The organism is Plantactinospora siamensis (assembly GCF_042434095.1).
Taxonomy (GTDB): Bacteria; Actinomycetota; Actinomycetes; order Mycobacteriales; family Micromonosporaceae; genus KBS50.
The window spans coordinates 1-1083 of the sequence record NZ_JBHLUE010000030.1 but is presented as its reverse complement, the minus strand read 5'-3'; the positions used below and the strand labels follow the sequence as shown (position 1 = coordinate 1083).

Annotated in this window: 2 protein-coding genes; both read left to right on the top strand. The window is 59.0% G+C overall.

What is annotated here, in order from left to right:
• A partial coding sequence (locus tag ACFFHU_RS28505; RefSeq protein ID WP_377343482.1) for a hypothetical protein occupies window positions 1-116 on the top strand: 116 nt, incomplete at its 5' end.
• 346 nt (window positions 117-462) lie between these two features.
• A partial coding sequence (locus tag ACFFHU_RS28500) for a M15 family metallopeptidase (protein ID WP_377343521.1) occupies window positions 463-1083 on the top strand: 621 nt, incomplete at its 3' end.

Here is a 1083-nt window from a genome sequence, read left to right as displayed (position 1 = left end):
CCGCGTACTACGCCGCCAGCCAGAACCACGTCTACGCACGCGGCACCACCGCCACCCTCTGGCACTGGTGGTATACCGACACCTGGAACTCCGCCAACCTCGGCGGCACCCTGTAAACCTCTATTGGCGAGCGTGGCGACGTCACGGGTTATCGGGGCCTGAGCGAAATTCCATACGGCGCGCGCGCCGGAGTCTATAGTGGCCGCACTGCCACCCGTTACAGAAATATACGAGCGGTCCATCTTCTTGCGCGAGATAAAAAGCTACCTCTATTAGAACGCCTAAAAGGGGAAGGGACTTAAGGTCATGAATACACGGCATACATCCAGAGATCGTCGAGCCCTGCTCGTGTCGCTTACCGCCGGACTCGTCACGGCATTTCTAGGTCTCGGGGCGCCAACAGCGGCAAATGCGGCGCTGCCCTCCGGCTCTCAACCTCCTGGCGCTGACGGCGAGGTAGGGGTGACCATCCTTGAAGCCGGGACCTCTCAGAACGGATGGCCGGCCAACTCCGATCCCGCAGTCATCGACGTTGCAAGCTTCCCCGTTCCCGGCAGCAGCCCGGCACGATCACTCATGGTCCGTGACGGGGATATCAAAACAATCCTGATTGGCGTCGCTGCCCGTTTCAACAGCACTGTCGAGCCGCTCGGCTCGGACATCGGTGGATACAATTACCGTCCCATCGCGGGCTCGACGGTACTGAGTAACCATGCCTCAGGTACGGCTATCGACCTCAACTGGAACGAGCACCCGCAAGGGGCGAGTGGTACCTTCACTGCCGCGCAGGTGGCGGCGATCCGACGCATACTGGGCCTCTGCGGAAATGTCGTGCGATGGGGCGGTGACTATAACAGCACTGTCGATGAAATGCATTTCGAAATCAATGTCCCGCCTGGCTCATCGAGCCTCTCGACATGTGCAGAAGCATTTGCTGACACCGTCCCGTCGGTGCCGGTTTCGTTGTCCAGTGGTCGTTCGTATTTTGGTGATGGTCAGCATCATGTGTATGAGCGTGGTGTGGGTGATTCGTTGCAGCATTTTTGGTACACCGTTGGTGATTCGGGCTGGGATAAGGCGATT